Origin of the sequence: Mucilaginibacter sp. 14171R-50 (assembly GCF_010093045.1) — a bacterium.
Taxonomy (GTDB): Bacteria; Bacteroidota; Bacteroidia; order Sphingobacteriales; family Sphingobacteriaceae; genus Mucilaginibacter.
Genome location: NZ_CP048115.1, coordinates 3,643,584 through 3,668,183, shown reverse-complemented (window position 1 = coordinate 3,668,183; position 24,600 = coordinate 3,643,584). Strand labels below are relative to the sequence as shown.

Here is a 24,600-nt window from a genome sequence, read left to right as displayed (position 1 = left end):
TATATTACTTATTTTACAGCGTCGATGATCGCTTTGAAAGCATCAGGGTGGTTCATAGCCAGATCAGCTAAAACTTTACGATTTAAACCGATTTCTTTAGCGGCTAACTTACCTATTAATTGTGAGTAAGAAATACCGTGTTGGCGGGCACCTGCGTTGATACGTTGTATCCATAATGCCCTGAATTCTCTTTTCTTGGTTTTACGGTCGCGGTATGCGTATTGTAAACCTTTTTCAACTGTGTTTTTAGCAACGGTGTAAACCTTGCTGCGTGAACCCCAATAACCTTTGGCGAGGTTCATGATTCTTTTCCTGCGTCTTCTGGACGCTACTGCGTTAACTGAACGTGGCATTTTGTTTGTTTTTTGGTAGTGAGTGTCCCTCTCGGAAGCTTTTTGACTCTAATACCTGGTTAAAAATTTGTTTAATTACTTGCCTATGCAAAGCATACGTTTAACGTTACCCATGTCAGCGTTTGAAACCAAACTTGTGTGACTAAGGTTACGCTTGCGTTTTGTCGACATCTTGGTTAAGATGTGGCTTTTGAAAGCATTCTTTCTGGCAATTTTACCGGTTCCAGTAAGCTTAAAACGCTTTTTTGCACTGGAATTGGTTTTCATTTTTGGCATAACTCTATTTATTTATTTAGATGTGAGATTTGAGATACGAGATGTGAGATACTACTCCCACACCGGCATACTTCATTTCCCGGTTTTTACTATTCAATTTGTTAGCTGAGTTCAAGACAAGTCTCAAATCTCATATCTAACATCTCATATCTACTTTTTTTGCGCTTTTGAAGCAACCGTTAAAAACATCCTCTTTCCTTCAAGTTTTGGCAATTGCTCTACTTTACCTAAATCTTCAAGGGCCTGCGCAAAACGCAGTAATAATATCTCGCCTTGTTCTTTGTAAACAATTGCCCGGCCTTTAAAGTGTACGTAAGCCCTTACCTTTTCGCCTGATTCTAAAAACTTTTGAGCATGCTTTAATTTAAATTCAAAGTCATGGTCATCAGTATTCGGTCCGAAACGGATCTCCTTAATAACGGTTTGCTTGGCGTTGCTCTTTATCTCTTTAAGCTTCTTCTTTTGTTCGTAAACAAATTTGTTATAATCTGTTACTTTACAAACGGGAGGTACTGCGTTCGGAGATATTTCAACCAGGTCAAGTTCCTGCTCCTGGGCAATAGCCAAAGCATCTCTTAATGAGTAAACGCCTTGTTCCACGTTATCGCCAACAAGGCGCACTTCTTGTGCCCTTATAAACTGGTTGATATTATGTTCAGCCTCTTTTTTCTTAAATGGAAGCCTGGGTCCTCTGTTGAAAGGTTTGTTTAAAGCCAAGTTATACTGTTATTTCTGTAATTATTTGTTTTTTAAAATCTTCAATGCTCATGCTTCCCAAATCGCCTGTACCATGCCTGCGAACCGAAACTAACCCTTCGGAAGCTTCCTTTTCGCCTACAATGAGCATATATGGGATCTTTTTAACTTCAGCGTCGCGTATTTTACGACCTATTTTTTCATCTCTAAAGTCAATCAGCCCGCAAATATCGGAATCTTTTAACTCATCTGAAAGTTTTTTTGCATAATCTTCATATTTTTCGGAGATCGGCAAAATAATAAATTGCTCGGGCGATAACCATAACGGGAAATTACCCGCGCAATGCTCTATCAATACTGCAACAAAGCGTTCGAGCGAGCCAAACGGCGCCCTGTGTATCATTACCGGGCGATGTTTTTGGTTGTCGGCGCCAGTGTATTCCAGTTCGAAACGCTCCGGCAGGTTATAATCCACCTGGATAGTTCCCAATTGCCATTTTCTGCCTAAAGCATCCTTCACCATAAAATCAAGCTTAGGGCCGTAGAAAGCCGCCTCACCGTACTCCACTACGGTTGGCAATCCTTTTTCTTCGGCAGCCTCGATAATTGATGATTCGGCCAGCGCCCAATTCTCGTCGGTACCGATGTATTTAGCTTTGTTATTGGGGTCGCGCAGCGATACCTGTGCAATGTAGTTATCAAAGCCCAAAGCGCCGAATACATACAATACCAGGTCTATTACCTTTTTAAACTCATCTTTTACCTGGTCGGGGCGACAAAATAAGTGCGCATCGTCCTGTGTAAAGCCTCGTACCCGGGTTAAGCCATGAAGCTCGCCGCTTTGTTCGTACCGGTAAACAGTACCAAACTCTGCCAAGCGAACAGGCAGGTCTTTGTAAGACCGTGGCTTTGTTTTATATATTTCGCAGTGGTGAGGGCAGTTCATCGGCTTTAAAAAGAATTCTTCTCCCTCCTGCGGGGTTTTTATCGGCTGGAAAGAATCCGCACCGTACTTATCATAATGCCCCGATGTTACATACAGGTTTTTATGCCCGATATGCGGTGTGATTACCTGCTCATAACCGGCTTTTACCTGTGCTTTTTGCAAAAAGTTTGTCAGGCGCTCGCGCAGGGCAGCACCTTTAGGCAGCCATAACGGCAAGCCCATACCCACTTTTTCGCTAAAAGCAAAAAGTTCAAGCTCTTTACCCAGTTTGCGATGGTCGCGCTTTTTGGCTTCCTCTATCACATGCAGGTAGTCGGTCAATTCGCTTGCTTTCGGAAACGTAACCCCATAGATACGCGTAAGCTGCTTGCGGCTTTCGTCGCCGCGCCAGTAGGCACCCGCAACACTCATCAGCTTTACAGCTTTGATAGCGCCGGTGTTAGGGATGTGCGGCCCGCGGCACAGGTCGGTAAAATTTCCCTGGGTGTAAAAAGTTATGCTGCCGTCGGGCAGGTCTTTGATCAGGTCGAGTTTATACTCATCCCCTTTGTCGGTAAAATATTCAATGGCATCGGCTTTGCTAACCGGTTTGCGAATGTATTCGCTTTTGGTTTTAGCCAGCTCCACCATCTTGTCCTCGATCTTTTTAAAGTCATCTGATGAGAACGCGTGGTCGCCAAAATCAACATCGTAATAAAAGCCTGTTTCAATAGCCGGGCCTATACCAAATTTGGTACCCGGGTAAAGCGCCTCTAATGCCTCGGCCAGTAAGTGGGCTGATGAATGCCAATAGGTTGATTTTCCTTTTGCGTCGTTCCAGGTTAACAATTTAACGGCTGAATCTTCTTCAATGGGGCGACTTGCATCCCAAACCTCGCCGTTTACTTCGGCTGCCAATACATTACGTGCTAAACCTTCGGAGATAGACAGCGCTATCTGCATGGAAGTGATCCCTTTGTCGTACTGACGAACGGAACCATCAGGAAGAGTAATACTAATCATCTACAACTATGATTTAAATTTTAATAAATAAGTGAATTATAACGAATCACATACTAACGTGATTTGAACTTATCGCAAAAATAGGATTTTATTTATACAGCGAAAGTAAATGTTTAAATAAGCCCTGCTAATGCAGAAATGGAATGCTTTGTATTTATCGCAGCGCGCAAACTTCGATAGAAAAGTCGGCGATAAGCATGTCAAGGATTGCTTCGTACCTCGCAATGACGTGCTCAGGCTATATCGTCAAATACTTACTTCTTATCAAGTTATAATGGTGCATTTCGTGGCCGGCTATGTGGTAGGCCAATGCCCTTACGGTAGCATCATTAGCGGTACCTGTGCCGTGCCCCATCCTGTCGAAGGCTTCTTCGGGCAGGCCGTTGAATAAGGCTATGGTGGCTTTACGTACAGCCTCGTATTCGTCAAAAATATTGTCCAGGTCCCGCTTATCCGCGCCAGAGTATCTGGCATAGCTATCCTGGTCAAAGCCTATCAGGTTTTGCTGCTCGTTACGCGCAAAGCGCAGCGCACGATAAGCAAATATTCTTTCATCATCAATAATGTGCACCAGCACCTCTTTGATACTCCATTTGCCCGGAGCGTAACGGTGAAGCAAACGCTCTTCGGATAGCGAATAGATCAATTCTTTTACCCGGTAAAAGTTATTTTGAAGATACTTTAGTATTAAGCCATCTGTTGGTATCAGCTTCATATACATGGTAGCATATGGCGGGTAATCACCTGGCTTGGGTGGCAGGATTATTCTCATGAGCTTACTTTTTGCAAAAGTAAATTTAACAAAAAAGCCCTTGCTTTTCGGCAAGGGCTTTTGATCCTTTGATCAACTCAGGATAACGATCTACTTATTAAAGTGGCCTATGATCAGGCTGGCCAGTTCAACACCTATACGCTCCTGGGCCTCGTTTGTAGCGGCGCCGATGTGCGGGGTTAGTGAAATTTTAGGATGGGCCAGGATCTCGGCACGAGGCGTCGGCTCGTTATCAAACACATCCAAAGCCGCATATGATACCTGCCCGCTATTTAAAGCTTCTATCAACGCCAGTTCGTCAATTAACCCGCCGCGCGAAATATTGATGAGTTTAACACCCTTTTTCATTTGCGCAAGTTCTTCGGCACCAATCAGGGCTTTGTCAATAAATGGTGTATGCAGGGTTATAAAATCGGCTGTTTTGATGATCTCGTCGAGCGTTGAAGTTTTAACAGTTACATTGACTTTTGTGCCGCCCGTACCTAAAACAATCTCAACTTCCGGGTTAAAAGGGTGCAGGTCGTAAGCAATCACATCCATACCTACCCCTATCGCGATTTTTGCAACTTCGCGACCGATGCGGCCAAAGCCAACAATACCCAATGTTTTACCGCGCAGTTCAACACCCTTGGCATAGGCTTTTTTCAGGTCGTTGAATTTAGTGCCACCTTCAACCGGCATTTTGCGGTTGCTATCGTGCAGAAAACGTACGCCTGTAAAAAGCTGCGCGAAAACCAGTTCGGCAACTGATAATGAAGATGAAGCCGGCGTATTGTACACGCCAATGCCTTTTTGCTTCGCGTAGTCTACATCAATATTATCAACACCTACCCCACCGCGGCCAATAAGCTTAAGGTTTGGACAAGCATCAATTAAAGCTGCGCGCACTTTGGTAGCGCTACGCACGGTTATGGCATCAAACTCCTGTAAACGTACGGGCAATTCATCCTGAGGGATATTATTGGTTTCTACAAAAAATCCGGCATCTTCCAACATTTTTTTTCCAATCGGGTCGATACCGTCGTTAGCTAATATTTTGATCATGATATTTTAGAGATTAGAGGCAGGAGATTACAGATCAGGATTGTCTGATCTCCTACCCCTGATGATTACTTATTTTTATCTGCAAATTCGCGCATGGCATCAATCAGTACATAAACGCTGGTTATTGGCAACGCGTTGTATATTGAAGCACGGAAACCGCCTACGCTCCTGTGGCCCTTTAACCCTACTATGCCTTTTTCTTCGCATAGTTTCAGGAAAGGCTTTTCGTGCTCGGGGTTTTCGGCAACAAAACAAACGTTCATGCGCGAACGGTCTTCGGGGGCGGCAACAGCCTTAAAAAACGGGTTACGGTCAATTTCCTCGTAAAGTACCTTTGCCTTCTCGTTGTTCTCTACCTCGATAGCCGAAACGCCGCCCTTTGCTTTTAACCACTTAAGAGTAAGCATAGATACGTATATAGCAAAACAAGGTGGTGTGTTATACATCGATCCCCCTTCAATCTGCACCTGGTAATTAAACATGGCCGGTATTTTACGGCCGGTTTTACCCAGCAGGTCATCTTTAACAATTACCAGTGTAACACCCGCAGGGCCCATATTTTTCTGAGCACCGGCATATATCAAGCCAAAGTCGGCAACGTTTATTGTACGGCTGAATATATCTGACGACATATCGCAAACCACCGGTATTGGCGATTTGGGGAAACGATGCATTTGCGTACCATAAATGGTGTTGTTTGATGTTACGTGAAAGTACGCCGCATCTTCGGGTATTTTATAATTTGTGGGGATATAAGTAAAGTTACTTTCCTTTGATGTAGCAACCACCTCTGTATCGCCGAAAAATTTAGCTTCTTTAACGGCCTTGTTAGCCCATACACCGGTTTCCAGGTAAGCGGCCTTACCGCCTTCAGGTAACAGGTTGTAGGGCGCTAATGCAAACTGTGTACTTGCACCCCCTTGTAAAAACAAAACAGAATATCCTTCCGGAAGGTTGAAAAGTTCCTTTACGAGGCTTACAGCTTCGTTTAATACGGCTTCAAACTCCGGTGATCGGTGCGAGATCTCGAGCAGGGAAAGACCGGTTCCGTTAAAATCAATTACTGCCGCAGCAGCCTGTTTTAAAACTTCTTGTGGTAATATGCCGGGGCCGGCACCGAAATTATGTTTCATAATGTTGAACTATATTTGACTTATAACTAATTATCAACTTTGTACTGAGAAAGGCCGAAGTTAATAAATTCGACAAATTTTATAGAGTATTTTTACAATTTTATAAAAAAGAGTTTTTTTAACAAGTCCTCATTATCGGCGCACTGCCTGCAAAGCATATAAAATTTTGGTTGTCAGGCGTATACAGTAAATGTAGTAAGTAGACAATTACGATATGGTAGATTATAATTACCTGATTATCAGATTTTAATGTTTGATCACAGTGGTCACACGACGAACATCAATGTCCCGTAAACCATTACATAATTGAGTTAAAATCCTTATAATTGCATGTGGCAGCTTATACAGGTGCCAACTGCGAACTACTTAAATGAAACTAACCATACACGGCGCCGCGCGCCAGGTAACCGGCAGCATGCATTTGCTGCAGGCGGGCCAATATAAGATACTGATAGACTGCGGCCTTGACTACGAGAAAGACCATAACATACAAGTTAACGAAGACTTTGGCTTTCGTCCCGAAGAAATAGATGTGGTTATCCTTACCCACGCCCATATCGACCACTCGGGCAACCTGCCCACGCTGGTGCGCATGGGCTTTAACGGGCAGATACTTTGCACCCCGCCTACTGCCGATTTGACCGAACTGTTATTGATAGACTCGGTAAATATATTCTTAGCTAAATCGGAAAAAAGCAATGGCCGTAAACGGCGCAGGCATAAACACAGCGGCGGCGGCCCGCAGCCGCTTTACCTGCAAAAGCATGTAATGGATACTGTAGATCGTTTTGTCACAATCGGCTTCAATAAACCTTTCCGTATAACCGGCGATATCGAACTTACATTTATACCGGCGGGTCACCTGCTTGGCGCTGCCGCCGCCGTTTTAAAAATAAACGATGAAGGGGTAGAAAAATCCATTGCATTTACCGGTGATATAGGTCGTAAAAATTACCCGGTACTAAACGACCCCGACCCCCTGCCGCAGGTAGATTATATCGTGTCGGAATCTACCTACGGCGGCAGGATGCACACCAAAGGTAAATCTGTACAGGAAACGCTGATTGAAACCATCGAAAAGGTTTGTGTTGCAGAGCAAGGGCGATTGATTATCCCGGCGTTCAGTATCGGCCGAACACAATCGTTGGTGTTCGCGTTAAATAAGATATTTAATAATGGTTTGCTGCCCAGGATTCCCGTTTTTGTGGATAGCCCAATGGCTGCGCGCGCCACCGGTTTATACCGTAAACACCACAGCCTGGTAAACCCCGAAGCGCAGGAATTTTACAATAAACAAGGTGACGAATTCGATTTTGAGAATCTTACCTATGTGGAGACCTTAAAGGACAGCAGGCAGGTATCAAATTATTACGAGCCGTGCATTATCATTTCATCAGCAGGGATGCTGGAAGGCGGACGTATTCAGGACCACCTGTTCTATAATATCCAAAATTACTATTGTACTATTCTGTTTATAGGCTATTGCGCAAAAGGCACGCTGGGTTACCGCCTGCTTCGCGGTGACGCTATAGTACATATCAAGGACCGTGACCTAGCCGTTTACGCCACCATTAAACAAACGGACGTTTTAAGCGCCCACGGCGATCATGAAGACCTTATCAATAACATTAAAGGCCAGGACCCCCATCAGCTAAAAGGCGTCTACTTGGTGCACGGCGAGGCAAGCAGTATGCAGGCCATGGCCGATGCATTGGAACAGGATGGTTATAAAGTAACTATCCCCGAGAAGGGTGTAGCATACGAGTTGTAATATTATTTTATTTATAAAAATCGTCCGTAGCAGCTACCAATGTAATGTGCTCTAATACAGGCTCCGCTTCCAGCCCGCTGGCCCAAAGCTCCTCGTCAAATTTTTTGAAGGATTGTAAGGACGTTAATATATTATGCGCCTCCTCGTTTTCAAACTGGTCAAAGTGCATAAACGTTTTGCCATCGGGCAGCAGCCATGTGCTGTACTTAATGCCGGGATGGTTCAGCTCTTTTAATTCTTTGACGATGCCGGCGATGTTGGCCTGGTTTATCGGTGCAAATGCCGTGGTGGTGGTGTAGTGTACCCGTAATGCTTTCATAAAGTGCTTTGATTTATCAGATCAAATTTAGCCAATGCAACATTACGTTGTGAGGCAAATTAGGACAGCTTAGCGGGTAAATTGCGGCAAATTGTTTCCGCCCTTCATTGCGGCTTACGGACGCAATCCTCGAGAGCGAAGGGGCTGCATGCCTGTAGATGATGCCACACCATCGCACGCAACAACGGGTAGCGATCGGCTAAATTCAAATCACACGTTCCCCCACCCATGCGCCAGCACATCGGCTATGTGGATAGTTTTAATGGGCAGGTTGTTTTTATCGATATACCCTTGCAGATGCAGCAGGCACGACGCGTCTGTAGAGATGATATAGTCAGCTTTTGCGGCAAGTGCGTTATCAACCTTTTGCTGCGCCATAGCTGTGGCGATGGCATCAAACTTAACCGAAAATGTGCCGCCAAAGCCGCAGCAGGTTTCATTATCTTTTAAATCCACCATTTCCAGGCCCAATACTTTCGATAGCAGTTGGCGGGGCTCGTCTTTGATTTTGCATTCGCGCAGGCCGGCGCAGCTATCGTGGTAAACCGCACGGCCGTCCAGTTCGGCGCCGAAATAATCTACCTGTAATATGTTCACCAAAAAATCACTCAGTTCATAAATATTGCTTTGGATATTGCGGCACTTATTATGCGATGTGGTATTGGTAAACAGGTCGTTATAATAATTGCGTACCATACCCGTGCACGATGCTGAGGGCGATACAATAACGCTGTCTTCATGAAAATCGTTCAGGAATTTACTGCCTACGGTTTTGGCTTCATCCCAGAAACCGGCATTAAATGCCGGCTGGCCACAACAAGTTTGCTCGGGGTTATAATTAACAGTACAGCCAGCTTTTTCAAGCACTTTTACAGTATTAAAAGCGGTATCGGGGTACAACTGATCTATAAAACACGGGACAAATAATTCAATTGTCATCTGTACATTAAAATTAACGGCGCTAAAGTCATGAATTTTTTTGAACTTTCCGTTCTGTTGTTAATAAAGAAAACAACAATAGCAGCCCTATAACAAAGAATAAGCCCAAAACCAAAGTAGAGTTGCGCATATCGCCGGTTAACTCTTCAATAAAACCAAAGCTGAACAAACCGCCCACAATAGCCAGTTTTTCGGTAACATCGTAAAAGCTGAAGAACGAGGCGGTATCTGGGATGTCCTGCGGTAAAAACTTGGAGTAGGTTGACCGCGAAAGCGACTGGATACCACCCATAACCAGGCCTACTATCACCGCGATAATGTAAAATTGGGTTGATGTAGTGGTAAAGTAAGCTGCTATACAAATGCCTATCCACATAAATACTACAAATATTAATACCCTTACATTGCCAAACTTGTCTGACAGGCGCGACATTAGTGTAGCCCCACCAATAGCCACGATCTGAATAATGAGGATGATAGCGATCAATTCCGGCGTTTTCATATGAAGCTCTTTAGCGGCAAACGCCGTGGCAACCAGCATAATGGTTTGCACGCCCATCGAGTAAAAAAAGAACGACGGCAAATACCGTTTTAACAAAGGCATACTCTTTATCTTCACCCACACCTTTCCCAGCTCGATAAAACCGCCTTTAATAATGTTATGCTGATGGGTAAGCGCATTAGGGCTTCCCTTGGGCAGTACCGAAAAAGGAATGGAAGCGAACCCTATCCACCATAAACCTACTAAAAGAAAGGAAATTTGTGCCGGAAGTGCCTTATCTGTTATACCGAATGTGCCGGGACTTAATACAAAGGCAAAGCAAACAAGCTGCAACAGCACACTGCCTATGTAGCCGTAAGTAAAACCTTTGGCGCTCACCTTGTCCTGCATATCAAGCGTTGCAATTTCGGGGAGGTACGAGTTATAAAACACAAATCCGCCGGCGTAGCCAATGGCAGCCAGTGCAAAACAAATTACCCCCCACTCTATACGCTGCGCGTTAAAAAAGAACAAACCGCAACAAGCTAAAGAACCCAGCAGCGTAAAAAATTGCATAAATACTTTTTTGTTGCCACGATAATCGGCTATCGAGCTTAGTATAGGTAATAAAAGCACCATAACCATATAGGCTGCAGCCAGGGCATAATTGGTAAGCGCTGTGTTTATAAAACTATGACCAAAAAAGTTTACCCGGTTGCCGTTAGCTGCGTTTTCGGTTATAATTACATAATATGTAGGGAAAACGGTGGTTGTGATGACCAGGTTATACGCCGAGTTGGCCCAATCGAACATGGCCCAGGCGCGGATGGTTTTAGGGTTGTTTTTTGCTTCCATTGCACACTAAATGTATGCAATTTTTAGAGTTTAAGAAAAATACTTAAACAAGGGCGGCAAATGCTGCCAAAGCGATAAGATGTACGTTGATACCTTCTTCCGCAGAAATGCCTAAAACCAGCTATTTTTACATAACTATTACCTGTAATCAAATTGTTTGACAATGGTTTTCCTATAAAACAAGTACCATTTCGTACCTTAGCAACAAACATCTGTACATGTCAAAAAATAAAAAAAATAAATCTTCTATAAACCAGGTGCTCACGCAAATGGTGCTCGATATATTTGAACAAAACGGTAATACGCCGTTAAACCATAAACAAGTTTCAGCCAAATTAAACGTACGTGACCCTGACGCCCGCGGCGTTATTCTTGATATTTTGAAAGATGAAGCCTTTAAAGGTGTACTTAAAGAAATATCTCCCGGTAAATTTCAGCTGCTTGAGCTGAAAACCTTTATCGAGGGTAAGGTTGACCTGACAAACGACGGTTCGGCATTTATTGTTACCGACGATGAATTTGAAAGTGATATTTACGTTGCCCCCCGTAAACTGCGTAACGCCTTAAACGGCGATCGTGTAAAGGTTTACGTATATGCCAAAAGCCGTGGTAAGCGTAAAGAAGGCGAGGTAATAGAAATATTGCATCGCCATAAAATGGAATTTACGGGTGTTGTGCGTTTATCAGAACATTACGCGTTTTTCCTGGCAGACGACAGGAAGATGATGCATGATATTTTTATCCCGCTGAGCGAACTGAACGGTGCGAAGAACGGCATAAAGGCGGTAGCCGAGATCACCGATTGGCCGGCAGGCGCTAAAAACCCGGTTGGCCGTATTAAATATGTACTGGGCGAACAGGGCGAGAACGATACCGAGATGAACGCCATACTGGCCGAATATGGCTTCCCCCTATCCTTCCCTGCCGAGGTTGAACGCGAAGCCGAAGCGATATCAAGCGATATTACTGCCGATGAAATTGCCGGTCGCCGGGATTTCAGAGATGTGCTGACGTTCACCATCGACCCTTTTGATGCCAAGGATTTTGATGATGCGCTATCCTTTAAAAAGCTGGATAACGGCAACTACGAGGTTGGCGTGCATATTGCCGACGTATCGCACTATATCATCCCCGATTCGGCTTTGGATAAGGAAGCTTATGAGCGCGGCACATCAGTGTACCTGGTAGACAGGGTTATCCCCATGCTGCCCGAAAGATTATCCAATGGTCTTTGCTCGCTTCGCCCAAAAGAAGACAAGCTTTGCTTTGCGGCAGTTTTTGAATTAGATAATAATGCCAACGTTATTGACCAATGGTTTGGCAAAACGGTTATCCATTCTGACAGGCGCTTTACTTATGAAGAAGTGCAAGAGGTTATTGAGACCAAAACCGGCGATTATATTGAAGAAATAGAAAAGTTAAACGCACTTGCCCACAAGCTGCGCGAACGAAAGTTTAAGGCGGGCGCCATTAGCTTTGAAACTACCGAGGTTAAATTTAAGCTGGATGAAACAGGCAAGCCTATTGGTGTTTATGTAAAGGAACGGAAAGACGCACATAAGCTGATTGAAGATTTTATGCTGCTGGCAAACCGTAAGGTTGCCGAACATGTAAGCAAAATGGGCAAAGGCAAGCATAAATACACCTTTGTTTACCGCGTGCATGATACGCCCAAGCCCGATGCACTTGCAAACTTCGCGCAGTTTGCAGCAAGGTTTGGCTACCGGATAAATACAAAATCTGACAAGGAAACCGCCCGCTCCCTTAACTTTTTAATGGAAGATGTAGAAGGTAAAAAAGAGCAGAACGTACTTACTCAACTGGCAATACGCTCAATGGCTAAAGCAATTTACACCACGAAAAGCAGCAGCCATTACGGTTTGGCGTTCGACCATTACACACACTTTACGTCGCCCATACGCCGCTACCCGGATGTAATGGTGCACCGGTTATTGCAACATTACCTTACCGGCGGCCAAAGCGCCAATGCCGAGCATTACGAAGAATTGTGTAAGCATAGCTCGCAGATGGAGAAAAAAGCAGCAGATGCAGAACGGTCGTCAGTTAAATATAAACAGGCCGAATATCTTAAAGACCAGGTTGGGAATGTATTTTCCGGTATCATTTCGGGTGTTACCGAATGGGGTATGTACGTAGAAATAGTTGATAACAAATGTGAAGGTATGATACGCCTGCGCGATATAAGCGATGATTTCTATACTTTAGACGAGAAAAATTACGCCATTATCGGCCAGCGTAAAAAGAAAGTTTACCAGCTTGGCGATGAGGTGCAAATTAGGGTAAAAAACGTTGACCTGACCAAAAAACAGATAGACTTTTCATTAGTAAATAATTAAATCTTACGAGTGCCGGGAGGTTGGTGCGAGGTGCGGTTAAAACGCTTCGCTCCTTACTCTACGCACTTCGCCCCCACAAACATGAGAAAACTTGAAGATCTGCAGTCCTTGATCGCACGCTCCTTGTCTGAACTGAAATTTCCTGAACACCCGGCAGAATTATACGAACCTATTAAATATATACTTGCTTTGGGCGGCAAGCGTATGCGCCCTGCCCTGCTGCTGATGGCCTGCGATTTGTTTGGGGGGAATGTGGAGGCTGCAATACCCCCGGCGCTTGCGATAGAGGTGTTTCATAACTTTACGCTGATGCACGATGATATTATGGACAACGCGCCAAAAAGGCGCGGTAAAACCACCGTTCACGAAAAGTGGAACAACAATGTGGCTATATTATCTGGCGATGTAATGCTCATAAAGGGCTACGAACTGATGATGCAGGTACCTGATGATAAACTCCGTACGATCCTGGATATTTTTAATGAAACAGCAGCCGGTGTATGCGAAGGCCAGCAGTGGGATATGACCTTTGAGACCAGTAATAACATCAATATCGAGGAGTATTTGCGCATGATTCGCCTTAAAACAGCTGTGGTGCTGGGTGGTGCCTTAAAAATAGGCGCGCTTATTGGCAATGCTGATATTAAAGATGCCGACCTGCTGTGCAATTTTGGCGAGCACCTGGGCATAGCCTTCCAGCTGCAGGATGATATTTTGGACGTTTACGGCGACCCCGAAAAGTTTGGAAAGCAGGTTGGCGGCGATATTATTTCCAATAAAAAAACATACCTGCTGATAAAGGCGCTGGAATTAACTAAAGGTACTGACGCGGAAGAATTAACCCGGTGGATAACCTTCACACAGTTTAACCCCGAAGAGAAAGTGGCTGCTGTAACCGCTATCTATGATAACGTAAATATCCGCCAGTATGCCGAAAACGAAATGCAGGAACAGGCTACACAAGCCTTTGAAGCGCTTGAACAGATAAACCTGCCGGAAGAAGGTAAACAATACCTTCGCGCTTTTGCAGATGGGTTGCTGATGAGGGAATATTAGAATGTCATAAATGAAAGCGTTTTGGATTCTCGTATCGTTGTTATTCGCAGCAGACAGGTCATTTTCTCAATCACAAAAAAAGGATAGCACCTTATCTTCTACTATAACTAATTGTGTTTTTGTTAACGATCCGCAATTTCCGGGAGGAGAAGCAGCCCTTTTAAAATATTTTTCTAAAAACATAAAACATCCTAAAATAGATAAACCTTTAAGGAGAATAATATTAGCTTTTTTTATTGAAGTAGACGGTAAACTTACAAACGCCAGGATTTTAAGAAGTTCAGATAATACTGAAATTGACAAAGAAGTGTTGCGCATAGCAGCGGCTTCACCAAAATGGAGCCCCGCAACAACGGGTGGCAAAACCATACGGGTGCAATATTCTATGCCTTTAATTATCGAAACCTCGTCAGAATAGGAAATTATTTGATGTGGTCGCCAATAAGTACAGTAGATTAATCAATTGTAAAATTTTGCAAAATATATCATAAGTAAATAGGTCGTACATACTTATCTTTAAGCGCATGATCATTCCTTATCTGATGAAAAAAAACTCAAGAACTATTTTCACTTCGCTGTGCCTGCTTGCTCTAAGCTTTGGCGCAAAAGCACAAACATCGGGCGGTAAGCTGAAGCCGGAGCAGGCCATTATGGATGTTCGCCATTACACCATCGCGTTAAATTGCAACTTCGCGACAAAGTCGGTTGACGGTTCGACCATTGTAGATGTCATCATGGCGCAGCCAACCAAAGTACTGATGCTCGACCTGATGGATTCCTTGCATGTGAGCGCGATAACCGTAAACGGCAAAAAGGAGATATTTGACCACAAAAATGGATTAATTACCATTAACATGGCTAAACAACTGCCTGCCGGTAAAGCAAGCATAAAGGTTGTTTACGCCGGCCGGCCGCGCATTGCCAAAAATCCGCCCTGGGACGATGGCTTCACCTGGACACAGGATTCAACCGGCCATCAATGGCTGGCCGTAACCGCCGAAGGCACAGGCGGCAAAATATTTTACCCCTGTAAAGACCATCCCAGCGATGAGCCTAATGAAGGCGCTGATAATGTTGATAACAGTTCCGAAAAACCTTGTTGTTGCCGGGCCGGGGCTGCTGAAAGGGGTAAGCAAAAAGGGTAACACTGCTACATATCACTGGCAAACCAAATACAGTATCAATAATTACAATATCGTATTCAATGCCGGCAATTATACCGTTGCCAAAGGCAGCTATAAGTCGGTAGCGGGCAATACAGTTCCGGTTCAGTTTTATGTTTTAAAATACCATGCCGATAAAGCACCGCATTTTATTGATATGGTAATAAAAGCAGCACATGCTAAAGAAAAATACTTTGGCGAATACCCCTGGGCTAAAGAAAAGCTGGGCATGGTAGAAACGCCCCACCTGGGTATGGAACACCAAAGCATGGTAGCTTATGGTAATAAGTTCAGGTACACCAAAGTTGGCGGCGAGGACTTCGACTGGCTGATGTTCCACGAGTTTGGCCACGAATGGTGGGGCAACAAGGTTACAGCGCGCGATTGGGCCGATTATTGGATACATGAAGGCATCGATACTTATTCGGATGCCCTGCCCTACCTTGATCTTGAAGGCAGGCAAGCCTACATAAACCATTTTAAACAAACGGCATTTGGTATTCAGAACAAACAACCGCTGGTGTTGGGTAAGGATATTGACGAAGAATCGGCCTATAACAACGATATCTACACCAAAGGGGGTTTCTTTATGCATACGCTGCAATATGTTATGGGCGATACACTCTTCTTCCCTACCATTAAAGGTTTTGTGACTGATGCTAATTATACTTACGACCATCAGAATGTTACTGATGATGTAGAGCAATACTTCAGCAAAGCTTACGGAAAATCGCTTAAACCATTGTTTGATATGTATTTACGTACTACCAATAAACTGGAAGTAAGTGTGAAGGCCAGGCCGCGTGATAAATACCTGATCATGTTGCTAAACATCGATATGGACCTGCCGGTAGATGTAACCACTGATACGGGTACTAAACGGATGACCTTAACCAAAAAAGGAATTACAATTGAAAGTAAAACCATCCCGGTAATTGATGCCGATGGCTGGTATTTCAAAAAGGTGATATTGGAGTAGATATTGGCATAATAACTATTCATATCGATGGGTTTAAACCCATCGATATTTTTATTACTAAAACATAAAGCCAACCGTCATTGCGAGCGCAGCGTGGCAATATTCAATTGAAAAGTCGACTACATGCATGTAGAGGATTGCCACGTCGCTATCGCTCCTCGCAATGACATGGGGAAGGAAAATCAACCACCAAAAAAGCCCTTATCATTTGATAAGGGCTTTTATATTTTGAGCTTACTGCTTTAATTATTCAGCAGGAACTTCTTCAGCATCAGGTGCTGCTTCTTTCTTTGCTTTTGGCGCTGCCGCTTTTTTAGCTTTAGGAGCTTCTTCAGCTACTTCTGCCGCTGCAACAGGTGCTTCAACCGCTTTAGCCTCGGCTTTAGCAGATGCTTTTGGTGCTGCATCTTCTGCAACCGGAGCGGTTTCAAAAGGGATAACAGAAACGTATGAACGGTTATCTGCTTTCTTTTTGAATATAACCTGGCCTGCAGCTAATGCAAATAAGGTATGATCTTTACCGATACCTACGTTAAGGCCCGGGTTATGTTTGGTACCACGCTGGCGAACAATGATGTTACCTGCAATAGCTGGCTGACCACCGAAAATTTTGATACCTAAACGTTTGCTATGTGATTCGCGGCCGTTTCTTGAACTACCGGCCCCTTTTTTGTGTGCCATTTCTTAATTTCTTTTTGTGACCCTGATGAAATCGAGTCGGTTAAAATTTAATTATAATGTTATACCGGTGATCTCGATCTTGGTAAATTGCTGACGGTGACCATTTCTTTTCTGGTAACCTTTTCTGCGTTTCTTTTTAAAGATAATTACTTTATCACCTTTTAAATGCGACACGATCTTAGCTGATACTTTAGCGCCATTCAAATCAGAGCCTAATTTGAATTTACCTTCGTTTTCTGCTAACAACACATTGTCAAATTCAATACTAGCGCCTTCATCTCCCTGTAAGCGGTGTACAAAGATCTGCTGGTCTTTTGCAACTTTAAATTGCTGTCCGGCTATACTTACTATTGCGTACATTGTTAATTAATTATTGTTTTAAATTTTGAGGTGCAAATATATGGATAGTTTTTAACAAAAGCAATGTGTTAATTAATTATTGCACTGGCTTTTTAAGGCCGCGGTATAATCGTCGGTTATAGGCTGCCCTCCAAGTTGCTTACACTCATTGTAATATTTCCAGGCATTGCTGCAATCGCGGTTTAAAAAACTGCATACCGAAAGCTTAAAAGTAGTATTCATGTTTTTTGGATCGACACTATATGACTTTTGGAGAAGTTGTATAGCAGTATCGAGTTTTTTATGGTCTTTGCCTTCCTCTTGCTGGTACATCATTAAATAAATCGTACCCTTATCTGTAAGCAGGTTTGTGTTGTTGGCGTTAATGGCCAATCCTTTATTATATTGTTCTAAAGAAGCGCCAGGGTCGCCTAAATAGCTATAAATCGCGCCATAACCCCAGTAAATATTTTCATTTCGGGCATCTAATAAATACGCCTGGTTAAACCTGTACATGGCGGTTTTAAGGTCGCCCTGGTATAAATATTTAAACCCCAGTTGAATTAAATGTTCAGATGCTTTGCGGGCTGTACCATCTTGCTTAAGCGATTCGGCTATCAGCTTGGTATCTTCATCAATCTGATCTTTATTTTTCTGTTTATGACCGTATTCAGGCAATAAACGTATGTCCTGCTGAGCCTGTATTTTCCAGTCGCTATAAGACATTTGCTGTGCAGAAGCAGAAAACGATACAGCAATAAAAAATATTACCAGGTAGTTTTTCATTTGTTATTTCTTTGGCGTGCTTCGGCTTCATTCAACACCTTCTGGATTTCTTTAAGCAGGCGCTGGTTAGCGTCAACTAATTTTTCGGGGCCATCGTACGAGGCGTCGTACACAACCTTTTTGCTTTTATGCTGATAGTTGAACTGGGTAACAAAACGTGGCACCCTGCCTTTTACCGAAGGGTTGAGCTCTTTAGCCGGGAAATCCCAAAAGCCCAGGTCGGCAGCCTTGCGATGCAGGTACAGCAACTCGTTCTTGCTGAGCCTTAGCTTCATTTTGATAACCGAATCGCGCTTGTTAACATATTGGTAGTCGCCGGTTTTAGAATCGTATTTGTTTAGCAGGGTATCGCCATAGCCATATTCAAACTGCATCGATTCGAACTCCGAAAACTTATAAGGGGCGTTCTTAAGTATCATGCCGTAATAGTAAATACAATACAACAGAAACGGCACTATAATGCTTGCGAACAGGAATATTTTTTTTGATTGCGTAGTCATGAATGATTATTTGTGATTTAATGAATTAAAGAATAAGATGGTAGTGTTACCGTTACATATTCAAATTTTGGATTGCAAAAGTAATCACCAGTTATCACTTCCCGAAATCAATCAATCATTACCGGGTTCAAGTTCTCCCTCCCATTTGCTAACTACTGCGGTAGCCATGGCATTGCCCAAAACGTTGGTTGCAGAGCGGCCCATATCCAGCAATGGATCTATACCAATCAGCAGAGCCAAACCGGCTTCAGGAATGTTGAACATGGCTATAGTACCGGCAATTACTACCAGCGATGCACGCGGTACACCTGCAATACCCTTACTGGTAAGCATCAGAATAAGCAGCATGGATAACTGGTGCTCAAACGAAAGGTGGATATTATATGATTGCGCCAAAAACAGCGATGCGAAGGTCATATACATCATAGAGCCGTCCAGGTTGAATGAATACCCCAGCGGCAGTACAAAGCTCACTATCTTATTGTTGCAGCCAAAACGCTCAAGCTCCAGCAGCACCTTGGGATAAGCTGCCTCGCTTGTAGAAGTGCCGAAAGCTATCAGCATGGCATCTTTAATACGGCCAACCAGCTTAAAGGCACGGCCTTTAATAACTACGACCCCAGCCAGGATAATAACCAGCCAAAGTATCACCAGCGAAAAATAAAACTCGCCGATGAATATGGCATAGGTTGATAATATGCCAAGGCCTTGTTTGGCAACCACCGCGGTAATAGCGCCAAATACCGCCAAAGGCGCAAGTTGCATTACGTACCCGGTTATTTTTAATATTACATGGGCAAAGGCATCCATAGCTTTTATAACAATATGGCCTTTTTCGCCAATTGCGGCCGTGCCTACACCAAAAAACAGCGAGAATACAACTATCTGCAATATTTCGTTAGTGGCCATGGCCTCGATAAAGCTTGTTGGGAAAACGTGGCCTATAAAATCGCGTAGCGATAGGGCAGTTTTTTGTATGCCGGTAGAAAGATGGCTGTCTGGCAGTGGTAAATGCATAGCTTCGCCCGGTTTAAAAAAATTAACCAGCACCATACCCAATAGTAACGATACAAGTGTGGCGCTTAGAAACCAAAGAAGCGTTTTACCGCCAATGCGGCCAACCGCCTTTATATCGCCTACCTTGGCAACCCCTACCACAAGTGTTGTAAATACCAGCGGGGCTACTATCATTTTTATCAGTTTCAAAAAAATATCGCTGAGTATAGTAAAGCCAACCAGTTTATCCTCGCGTGTGGTACTGCTTGCCTTACGGATGGTTACCTGGTCGTTTCGCTCTGCTTTTAATGATTTGTAACTTGCGGTAGTAGTATCTTTACTTGCAAACAATTGCTCATCTATTGTTTTTATATTTACGTCGGCGGTGTTAATTTTGGTATTAATGTTGTTTATAACTGTAGCATTGTAAATATAACCGGCTATTACGCCTAATATTAGCGCTAAAAAAATGTAAAGGGTAAGTTTGCTCTTCTGCATGTGTTTAATTGGTGCCGCAAAACTACAAATTTTTATAACTATTAGTCTTACCCCACCCTTTTGGCCACAAAAGGCTTAAAATGTTTGCCTTACAATGGCAGATTTGAAAGGGCCGATATAAACGATTTATACAACAATGAGTATTACTACCTATAGCCTACAGCAAATAAAAAAGGAATTACAGCATTTGCCGTCGGAGCAGCTGGCCGAATTATGCCTTAGGCTTGTGCGATATAAAAAAGAGAATAAAGAGTTGTTGGCCTACCTGATGTTTGAATCGGACAACGAGCAGGATTTTATTGAAAGCGTAAAAGCCGAAGCCGGATTTATGTTCAGCCAGTTGCCCTCGCAAAGCTATTTTACAGCCAAGGGTTTGCGTAAAATATTAAAGATGCTTACCAAATACACTAAATTTGTTGGCAACAAAACCGCTGAGATAGAGCTGCTTTTAAACTTTTGCCAAAACTATTTGCAGTATGTAATACGGCAGACATCGCACAAGCCCATACGGCTTATATTGATAAGGCAGGTAGAGAAAGTGCGGGCCTCAATAGGCAAACTGCACGAAGATCTGCAATTTGATTACAGTCAGGAGTATAACAACCTGCTGGACGATGCGGATAGCAAACTGCCCTGGTTTAATAAAAAAAGTTACCCGTTGTAACATTAAAGGCGTTAATTTGTCAAATTATAAATAACTATTAGGTGGCAGACAGAGAAGACGCTTTCCGCAAAATTTACGAAGCCAATTCAAAGAAAATTTACCATTTGTGCTATGGTTATACCGGCGATGATGACGCCGCCAACGACCTGTTGCAGGAAACTTTTTTAAAAGTTTGGCAAAACCTGCATAAGTTTCGTAACCAGGCGCTTATTTCCACCTGGATATATCGCATAGCGGTAAACACCTGCCTAACCTATTTACGATCGGAAAAACGACAGGCCAAAGACGAACTTACCCCGGCAATCGCTGAGAATAAACGCGAGGAGTTTTCAGAAAAGAACGAGCAGGTTGCTTTGCTGTATAAATGCATATCAAAACTGGAAGAATCAGAAAGAATTATCATAACATTGGTACTTGACGAAGTGCCTTACCCCGAAATTGCAGAAGTATCGGGTATATCAGAGGGGAATTTGCGGGTGAAAATATATCGCATTAAACAAAAATTGACAGAGTTATACAATCAATATGAAAGACTTTGATCATTTAATGTCGGTTTGGCAGGGGCAGCCAAAGCAGGAAAAGCTTTCAGTGGATGAAGTGCTTAAGCAGGTGAAGAAAGGGATACGCGGATTAACAAGCCGTATATATTGGAGCATTGTGGCCATGATAGTAATTATAGCGTTCGCTTTTATTATTATGCTGTTCGGCGCATTTAGCTCGTGGATTACGACCGTAGGTATTTTAATAGTATTGGTAACTATGCTGATGTACCTGAGCCTTATTGTGAGGCATTACCATATACTAAGCAAGCGCGATGCCACCCTTAACCCATCAGAATATTTAGATAGTCTTAAAGCGTACCAAAAAAACCGCACTAAGGTTATCGGGTGGTTCTATTATATTTACACCCTGCTTATCAGTGCGGGCCTTGCACTATATTTTGTTGAGGTGTTGCAAAACGCCTCGGCGATTTTTAAGGGCGTAACATACGCATCAATCATTATATGGTTCCTGTTCACTACTTTTTATCTCAAACCCCGGATGTTTAAGAATGAGGAGGAGAAACTGAACCTGATGATAGACCGCCTGGTGCGCCTTCAGGACCAATTTGATTGATAATGCCTGTTCCTGTTGAAATAAAAAGGGTAACCATAGATGATATTGAGGTTTTGCTTACCCTTGGCCGCAAAACATTTTTTGACGCTTTTTTGCACCGTAACAGCCGCGAAGATATGGACGCGTATGCGTCGACTGCATTTACCACAAGCCGTTTTGAAGAGGAACTGAACAACCCCGATTCGGAATTTTATTTCGCTGTGGTTGACAATGCCATAGCCGGATATATAAAGCTTAACTACCCCAACGCCCAAACCGACTTGCAAGACCCCAACGCGTTAGAAGTAGAGCGTATTTATGTTTTACAGCAATACCAGGGACAGCAAATAGGTAAACACCTGCTAAATTTTGCTATCCAAACAGCTACCGATAAGCAATTTAAATATGTATGGCTGGGCGTATGGGAGCATAACACAAAAGCTATCGAGTTTTATAAAAGTAAAGGTTTTACCCAATTTGGCAGCCATCCTTTTGTATTAGGCAACGATGAGCAAACGGATATTTTGATGAAGAGGCCGCTGTAGTTCCTCCGCGCGTCATTGCGAGGAACGGAGCAATCCTCGATAGAAAAGTCGGCAACAAGCTTATCGAAGATTGCCACGCTATCGCTCGCAATGACGGGATGAAATCTCTTACCCCTTTAAAAACGGGTTAAAGGAGCGCGCGCCAATCTCCATGCCGGCAGCGCGGCAAATAGTTTTATCGCCAAACCTAAAATTAATGTTATCCATAGCCTGGTACAGCTTTATGCGTTCCTCGTTGTCTTCAAAAAGGTTTATCTGGTAACTGCCCGTACACAGGTGGCTTAGCCTTACGCCTATCAGTCGGATTGGCCGGTGCTGGTTCCATGCGCTTTTCAGCAGGTTTTTTATGCCGGGTATCAGTATATGCTCGGCGGCCGTTAGTGCTATTTTTTGCTGCTGCGTGTGGGTTTCAAAATTGGCGTAACGTATCTTAATAGCCAGGCACGACGCCACCTTGTTCTCGCGCCGCAGTTTGCCCGCCAGTTCTTCGGTCATGCTTACCAAAATGTTTTCAAGTGTGCGCAGGTCTTTCACATCATTATGGAAGGTGTGTTCGGTTGAAATAGATTTACGATCGCTGTGCGGAGTGATCTCGCTATCGTCAATACCGTTTGCCTTGTTATAAATATATAAACCCATCTTACCGAAAACCGCCTCTAAAAACTTTAGGTTAACCCGCTGCAGGTCGCCTATCTTCTCAATGCCATACCTATATAGCTTTTGGCAGGTACTTTCGCCAAGTCCGGGTATTTTGCTGATGTTGAGCGGAGCTAAAAACGCTTTCTCTTTACCGGGTTGTATCCAAAGCTGCCCATTGGGTTTTGCCTGGTTGGTAGCCATCTTAGCTACCGTTTTGCCGGATGCCATTCCGAAAGAAATAGGGAGCCCGGTTTCTGCGATCACCTTTTGGCGAAGTTCGGTAGCCAGCCTGTACGGGTCATGATATCGCTCCATACCGGTCAGGTCGATATAAAATTCGTCTACTGATGATTTTTGATACAACGGCACCATGTTATGAATGATCTGCGTAACCTCGCGCGACGCCTCGGAATAGCGCCCATGGGTGCCGTGTATAACAATAGCATGCGGACAAAGCTTAAGCGCTTGCCGCGTAGGCATAGCCGAATGCACACCATATTTACGCGCTTCGTAACTGCACGAGGCCACTACTCCCCTATCCGCAGAGCCGCCTATTATAACAGCCTTGCCGATAAGCGAGGGGTTGAATTTCCGCTCTACGGACACGAAAAACGAATCGAGATCGATATGTACAATATGCCGCTGAGCATCCATACACAAATATGAAAATAAAATTTGAATTGCTAAAAATATTAGTAAAATTTGTAACCCGATTTTCACCGATATGAACAGTTACATCGATTACCTTTTCCTGCTGTCGCCGCCCCAAATCATCAAGGAGCTCATTGGCAAATATAAAATGGCTTCGGTAAAGCATATCGGTAGTTATAAAAGCATGGGTTCTCCGGCGCATATTTCTATTATGCATGCCGAGCGGCAAAAGCCTTTTTACGCCTCCACTACGATTGCAAAGGTTGAAGCCCGCCTCAACAGTATGCCTCCGGTATTACTCCATATAGACGGATTTAAGTATTTCACGCATATACACGATCAATACACTATTTACGCGCATATCCGGATTACGCCGGCGGTTGATACGTGGTTTGCCTTGATCAAGAGGCATCTGGAAGTAAAGAAGGGTTTGATACCTCACATAACTGTAGTAAGGAACATACCGGCGAGTGATTTTAACACCTTATGGCCTCATTTTCGACATAAACGTGTGGTAGAGCCTTTCTGGATAGACGAATTGAAGATTGTTACGCGCGAAACTTTTGGCGGTATGGCCGGATGGCAACCATTTAAAACGGTGCAATTTAAAGGCGCTAACCTGCTGTTGCCTAAGGACGACGTTACCAGCAGAACACAAGTAAAGTTATTTTAACGGCAAAAAAATGCCCTTATTATTTTTTAAGGGCATTAACCAACATTGATATTATTTTTTTTGCTGCGGTTTATGTGCGCCGTCCCGGCTGGACGTTTGATCTGAGCGTTGCGCGCCCCCGTTGCTGATACCTTTTTGCTTTTGTGCTTCCCTGGCATCCGTGAATGCGCGGTCGGCGGTAGACGAACCTTGTCCGGTTACGTTATTCTTTGAATCTTGGGTTTTCATAACAGATGTATTTTGGTTAAACAATAGGCTTAACAGCCTTTAGGATACCTATGCAACAACTGTGCCTGTAAAGTACTTTTATATAGTTTACGGTAAAAGAAATTGCGGGCCCAACCTTGAGCATTGTTTTAATAACGGGAATATAAAACAAAAATGGGGCTTG

At 43.6% G+C, this 24,600-nt stretch carries 28 protein-coding genes; 11 read left to right on the top strand and 17 right to left on the bottom strand.

Annotation, left to right across the window (positions count from 1 at the left end):
* Positions 1 to 8: 8 nt before the first annotated feature.
* The 7 genes from rplT to serC form a co-directional block, all read right to left on the bottom strand.
* The gene (gene rplT, locus GWR56_RS16680; protein ID WP_067059791.1) at positions 9 to 353 is read right to left on the bottom strand and encodes a 50S ribosomal protein L20; all 345 of its coding nucleotides are present in this window, start codon (positions 351 to 353) and stop codon (positions 9 to 11) included.
* Positions 354 to 428: 75 nt separating this feature from the next.
* Positions 429 to 629 carry a 50S ribosomal protein L35 gene (gene rpmI, locus GWR56_RS16675; RefSeq protein WP_162432340.1) on the bottom strand — a complete coding sequence of 67 codons (201 nt, stop codon included), beginning with the start codon at positions 627 to 629 and terminating at the stop codon, positions 429 to 431.
* 150 nt (positions 630 to 779) lie between these two features.
* On the bottom strand, positions 780 to 1,346 hold the full coding sequence (infC, locus tag GWR56_RS16670; RefSeq protein WP_162432339.1) for a translation initiation factor IF-3: 567 nt from the start codon (positions 1,344 to 1,346) through the stop codon (positions 780 to 782).
* Between the two features lies 1 nt (position 1,347).
* Positions 1,348 to 3,273 (bottom strand): threonine--tRNA ligase, encoded by a 1,926-nt coding sequence (gene thrS, locus GWR56_RS16665; RefSeq protein WP_162432338.1) that lies wholly within the window; start codon positions 3,271 to 3,273, stop codon positions 1,348 to 1,350.
* A 238-nt stretch (positions 3,274 to 3,511) separates the two neighbouring features.
* Positions 3,512 to 4,045, bottom strand: coding sequence for a DinB family protein (locus GWR56_RS16660; RefSeq protein WP_162432337.1), 534 nt, complete (start codon positions 4,043 to 4,045; stop codon positions 3,512 to 3,514).
* Between the two features lie 90 nt (positions 4,046 to 4,135).
* Positions 4,136 to 5,089, bottom strand: coding sequence for a D-2-hydroxyacid dehydrogenase (locus tag GWR56_RS16655; RefSeq protein ID WP_202925341.1), 954 nt, complete (start codon positions 5,087 to 5,089; stop codon positions 4,136 to 4,138).
* Positions 5,090 to 5,154: 65 nt separating this feature from the next.
* Positions 5,155 to 6,222: a 3-phosphoserine/phosphohydroxythreonine transaminase gene (serC, locus tag GWR56_RS16650; protein ID WP_162432336.1), complete on the bottom strand. Its 1,068-nt coding sequence runs from the start codon at positions 6,220 to 6,222 to the stop codon at positions 5,155 to 5,157.
* Between the two features lie 370 nt (positions 6,223 to 6,592).
* On the opposite strand from serC, the gene GWR56_RS16645 reads away from it, so the two are divergent.
* On the top strand, positions 6,593 to 7,993 hold the full coding sequence (locus GWR56_RS16645) for an MBL fold metallo-hydrolase (protein WP_162432335.1): 1,401 nt from the start codon (positions 6,593 to 6,595) through the stop codon (positions 7,991 to 7,993).
* A gap of 7 nt (positions 7,994 to 8,000) precedes the next feature.
* On the opposite strand, the gene GWR56_RS16640 is transcribed toward GWR56_RS16645, so the two are convergent.
* The 3 genes from GWR56_RS16640 to GWR56_RS16630 all read right to left on the bottom strand — a co-directional run bounded on the left by GWR56_RS16640 (position 8,001) and on the right by GWR56_RS16630 (position 10,587).
* Complete coding sequence (locus tag GWR56_RS16640; protein WP_162432334.1) at positions 8,001 to 8,312, bottom strand: hypothetical protein; 312 nt, start codon at positions 8,310 to 8,312, stop codon at positions 8,001 to 8,003.
* 210 nt (positions 8,313 to 8,522) lie between these two features.
* Complete coding sequence (locus GWR56_RS16635) at positions 8,523 to 9,251, bottom strand: (Fe-S)-binding protein (RefSeq protein WP_162432333.1); 729 nt, start codon at positions 9,249 to 9,251, stop codon at positions 8,523 to 8,525.
* A 28-nt stretch (positions 9,252 to 9,279) separates the two neighbouring features.
* Positions 9,280 to 10,587 (bottom strand): MFS transporter, encoded by a 1,308-nt coding sequence (locus GWR56_RS16630; RefSeq protein WP_162432332.1) that lies wholly within the window; start codon positions 10,585 to 10,587, stop codon positions 9,280 to 9,282.
* Between the two features lie 218 nt (positions 10,588 to 10,805).
* Here GWR56_RS16630 and rnr point away from each other — a divergent pair, with 218 nt between their 5' ends.
* The 5 genes from rnr (at position 10,806) to GWR56_RS16605 (ending at position 16,142) form a co-directional block, all read left to right on the top strand.
* On the top strand, positions 10,806 to 12,944 hold the full coding sequence (gene rnr, locus GWR56_RS16625) for a ribonuclease R (RefSeq protein ID WP_162432331.1): 2,139 nt from the start codon (positions 10,806 to 10,808) through the stop codon (positions 12,942 to 12,944).
* 81 nt (positions 12,945 to 13,025) lie between these two features.
* The gene (locus GWR56_RS16620; protein WP_162432330.1) at positions 13,026 to 14,000 is read left to right on the top strand and encodes a polyprenyl synthetase family protein; all 975 of its coding nucleotides are present in this window, start codon (positions 13,026 to 13,028) and stop codon (positions 13,998 to 14,000) included.
* 10 nt (positions 14,001 to 14,010) lie between these two features.
* Complete coding sequence (locus GWR56_RS16615) at positions 14,011 to 14,418, top strand: energy transducer TonB (RefSeq protein ID WP_162432329.1); 408 nt, start codon at positions 14,011 to 14,013, stop codon at positions 14,416 to 14,418.
* A 106-nt stretch (positions 14,419 to 14,524) separates the two neighbouring features.
* Positions 14,525 to 15,145 (top strand): M1 family metallopeptidase, encoded by a 621-nt coding sequence (locus tag GWR56_RS16610; protein ID WP_162432328.1) that lies wholly within the window; start codon positions 14,525 to 14,527, stop codon positions 15,143 to 15,145.
* Entirely contained in the window at positions 15,057 to 16,142 is a 1,086-nt protein-coding gene (locus tag GWR56_RS16605) for a M1 family aminopeptidase (RefSeq protein WP_162432327.1), read from the top strand. Before GWR56_RS16610 ends, GWR56_RS16605 begins: the two co-directional genes overlap by 89 nt.
* A gap of 246 nt (positions 16,143 to 16,388) precedes the next feature.
* Here GWR56_RS16605 and rpmA read toward each other — a convergent pair whose 3' ends face one another.
* From rpmA to GWR56_RS16580, 5 genes are all read right to left on the bottom strand, one after another.
* Positions 16,389 to 16,823 (bottom strand): 50S ribosomal protein L27, encoded by a 435-nt coding sequence (gene rpmA, locus GWR56_RS16600; protein WP_162432326.1) that lies wholly within the window; start codon positions 16,821 to 16,823, stop codon positions 16,389 to 16,391.
* A 51-nt stretch (positions 16,824 to 16,874) separates the two neighbouring features.
* The gene (gene rplU, locus GWR56_RS16595) at positions 16,875 to 17,183 is read right to left on the bottom strand and encodes a 50S ribosomal protein L21 (RefSeq protein ID WP_162432325.1); all 309 of its coding nucleotides are present in this window, start codon (positions 17,181 to 17,183) and stop codon (positions 16,875 to 16,877) included.
* Positions 17,184 to 17,255: 72 nt separating this feature from the next.
* On the bottom strand, positions 17,256 to 17,948 hold the full coding sequence (locus GWR56_RS16590) for a tetratricopeptide repeat protein (protein ID WP_162432324.1): 693 nt from the start codon (positions 17,946 to 17,948) through the stop codon (positions 17,256 to 17,258).
* Positions 17,945 to 18,448, bottom strand: a complete 504-nt coding sequence (locus tag GWR56_RS16585) for a hypothetical protein (RefSeq protein WP_162432323.1) — start codon at positions 18,446 to 18,448, stop codon at positions 17,945 to 17,947. Before GWR56_RS16585 ends, GWR56_RS16590 begins: the two co-directional genes overlap by 4 nt.
* Before the next feature lie 111 nt (positions 18,449 to 18,559).
* Positions 18,560 to 19,942, bottom strand: a complete 1,383-nt coding sequence (locus GWR56_RS16580) for a dicarboxylate/amino acid:cation symporter (RefSeq protein WP_162432322.1) — start codon at positions 19,940 to 19,942, stop codon at positions 18,560 to 18,562.
* 136 nt (positions 19,943 to 20,078) lie between these two features.
* On the opposite strand from GWR56_RS16580, the gene GWR56_RS16575 reads away from it, so the two are divergent.
* Genes GWR56_RS16575 through GWR56_RS16560 form a run of 4 tightly spaced genes read left to right on the top strand, consistent with a single transcriptional unit; the run spans position 20,079 to position 22,246 of the window.
* Entirely contained in the window at positions 20,079 to 20,606 is a 528-nt protein-coding gene (locus GWR56_RS16575) for a hypothetical protein (protein ID WP_162432321.1), read from the top strand.
* Positions 20,607 to 20,647: 41 nt separating this feature from the next.
* On the top strand, positions 20,648 to 21,145 hold the full coding sequence (locus GWR56_RS16570; protein WP_162432320.1) for an RNA polymerase sigma factor: 498 nt from the start codon (positions 20,648 to 20,650) through the stop codon (positions 21,143 to 21,145).
* Positions 21,132 to 21,722, top strand: a complete 591-nt coding sequence (locus GWR56_RS16565; protein ID WP_162432319.1) for a hypothetical protein — start codon at positions 21,132 to 21,134, stop codon at positions 21,720 to 21,722. Before GWR56_RS16570 ends, GWR56_RS16565 begins: the two co-directional genes overlap by 14 nt.
* Before the next feature lie 2 nt (positions 21,723 to 21,724).
* Positions 21,725 to 22,246, top strand: a complete 522-nt coding sequence (locus tag GWR56_RS16560; RefSeq protein ID WP_162432318.1) for a GNAT family N-acetyltransferase — start codon at positions 21,725 to 21,727, stop codon at positions 22,244 to 22,246.
* A 108-nt stretch (positions 22,247 to 22,354) separates the two neighbouring features.
* Here the strand turns inward: GWR56_RS16560 and dinB are convergent, their stop codons facing one another.
* Entirely contained in the window at positions 22,355 to 23,539 is a 1,185-nt protein-coding gene (gene dinB / locus GWR56_RS16555) for a DNA polymerase IV (RefSeq protein WP_162432317.1), read from the bottom strand.
* 70 nt (positions 23,540 to 23,609) lie between these two features.
* Here dinB and GWR56_RS16550 point away from each other — a divergent pair, with 70 nt between their 5' ends.
* Positions 23,610 to 24,209 (top strand): 2'-5' RNA ligase family protein, encoded by a 600-nt coding sequence (locus GWR56_RS16550; protein WP_162432316.1) that lies wholly within the window; start codon positions 23,610 to 23,612, stop codon positions 24,207 to 24,209.
* Between the two features lie 51 nt (positions 24,210 to 24,260).
* Here GWR56_RS16550 and GWR56_RS20570 read toward each other — a convergent pair whose 3' ends face one another.
* Positions 24,261 to 24,437: a hypothetical protein gene (locus GWR56_RS20570; protein WP_183548270.1), complete on the bottom strand. Its 177-nt coding sequence runs from the start codon at positions 24,435 to 24,437 to the stop codon at positions 24,261 to 24,263.
* Positions 24,438 to 24,600: the final 163 nt, after the last annotated feature.